The organism is Bacteroides sp. LFL-34, from assembly GCF_027257075.1.
GTDB lineage: Bacteria > Bacteroidota > Bacteroidia > Bacteroidales > Bacteroidaceae > Bacteroides > Bacteroides ovatus.
Genome location: NZ_JAPQKZ010000118.1, coordinates 1 through 2,173, shown reverse-complemented (window position 1 = coordinate 2,173; position 2,173 = coordinate 1). Strand labels below are relative to the sequence as shown.

Sequence of the window (2,173 nt, the reverse complement as noted above, 5' to 3'; positions counted from 1 at the left end):
ACTAAAGAATGAGAAAACAACAAAAGGAAGCATGAATCTGAAAAGACTAAAAGCGGGATGGGATGAAAAATATTTGTCACAACTTTTACAGGAAAATAATTTTTAATGCGTCTGCCCTGCGGTAGAAAAATATGCGGATACCTGCTCTATATACTTCCAATAAGCACTGATGATATATTGTAAATAGGTGCATGGTCTGGTATTCAACTTGGTCTTTAGCTTAGGATCTAGCTTGAGAATTTATAGGATAAATAGTCAAAATACTATGAGAAATACCTTGATAAGTTATGAGAAATAGGTTGTTTTATGTACAAAATGCGGGTCATACTATGAGAAATGCCGTTTTGTATTTTTATTCTCATTGTGTTATATTGTTGATTTACAGAAGATTATTGTGCATGTTATGAGAATATGAGAAATGAAAATGAGAAATTGTTTCTAGTAGGATATTGGGTTTGTGTTTTTTATGCGATATAGACTGAATTAATTGATCTATCATGTTTTTCCTGTCAAAATTGTTTGTTTAATAGATATTTATTTCTACTTTTGTGATAACTTACTTTCGAGCGAAGGAAGTAGTTTTTTAATAATTTTATTGAGAACGGTTATTTGTTACATTCATATATAAAATCCGCTAAATTTTAACTTTCGTGAATGGAATGAATGACAGGTCTCACGCACTATTGTCTGTATAACCTTGTTATATATCCAATTGGGCGTGGGGCTATCATTCATGTTCACGAAAGGGGTCTTAGCGGATACCTATATATGGCATGAATAGATAGTTTCCACGCTCTCTTTTTTTATAACCCTCGCACCACCGGGAACTGATGCGGTAATAAACGCAACCTATGTACGGAGACTTTAATCGAATTGTTGTTCAGCTGACTCAGCATCCTGTTATGTACAAACCCCTCTCGGATTTAACCTATACGGAATGTGAACTAGCCTATGCTTTGATACGGGAGTTGATTGATTTGTCAATCGAAGGGGATTATACTTTATTGGACTATATCCAAATGGCCCGGCTGGAATACTATCTGGGTAAACTGTCTTGTAAGATAAGCTGTAGTAGGGAGGAGACTGCCCTTCATTATGCGGGCGCCCTTCATCTGTTAGAAAAAGGCGGCTTTGATTTGGGCATAAAGAAGTGGGTTGAACTTGTCAGCCTGCGAATAGAGAACTCTAAAAAAGAATGACATTCTGATTTTATAGTTAGAATCTGATTAGTACCCACTCTGTATTTATCCGATCTATACCTATGGAATAGCCAACCGTTAGACCGCTTAGAAAAAGTATTCTGACGGTTGATTCTAAATCCTCTTGCTTTTTTCTAATATCTATTTTCTTGTAGTTTTCTTTTTCGTCTTTTTCTTTTCATTCTCTTTTCACGCCTTCACGCGCCCGCGTGTGATATAATAATGTGTATCCCTCTCGTCGTTTCCGCGCACAATTTCCCTATACATAAAAAATATGTTCTACAACATCGTTATGCGTCAGCACTTTAGCAAATGTATTCAAAAATAATTAGAAAAAATAGTTTGATATATTTGGAGTGTATACCAAAAGGGCGTACTTTTGCACCCGCTTTCCAAGAGAAGAAAGCCTTGAAAAATTGACTTAGTGAAAAAGTGGAATCCCACTTAAAGAAAAGAACAAAAAACTTCCGAAAAAGTTTGGATTATAATAAATAAAGTTCTTATCTTTGCAGTCCGATTCGCAAAGAAAATTGGCAAGAGTTATTCTTTCATACATTCTTTCCCTTTCGCATAGAGAGCCAGAGAAATCGAGTAAAAAGAAAAAACTAAAAAAAACTTCCGAAAAAGTTTGGTGGTTAAAAATAAAGCCCTTACCTTTGCACCCGCTTTTAAAAACGAAAGCAACAAGTTCTTTGAAATATTGATAAACAATACAAGTAGTACAAGTAAAAAAATAGAACCGTCAATACTTGTCTTATTCAGTAGTGATACAATTAAGACTAATAGGTATTTGAATAAGGTCAATAAATTTACGGCGTCCTGAACAGAGCAAAAAGATCATCCTAATGGATGATAAAAAATACTTTTACAATGAAGAGTTTGATCCTGGCTCAGGATGAACGCTAGCTACAGGCTTAACACATGCAAGTCGAGGGGCAGCATTTTAGTTTGCTTGCAAACTGAAGATGGCGACC

The 2,173-nt window shown here is 35.2% G+C and carries 1 protein-coding gene; it reads left to right on the top strand.

From position 1 onward, the window contains the following. Positions 1 to 851 precede the first annotated feature (851 nt). Complete coding sequence (locus tag N5O98_RS27065) at positions 852 to 1,199, top strand: hypothetical protein (RefSeq protein WP_004307507.1); 348 nt, start codon at positions 852 to 854, stop codon at positions 1,197 to 1,199. Positions 1,200 to 2,173: the final 974 nt, after the last annotated feature.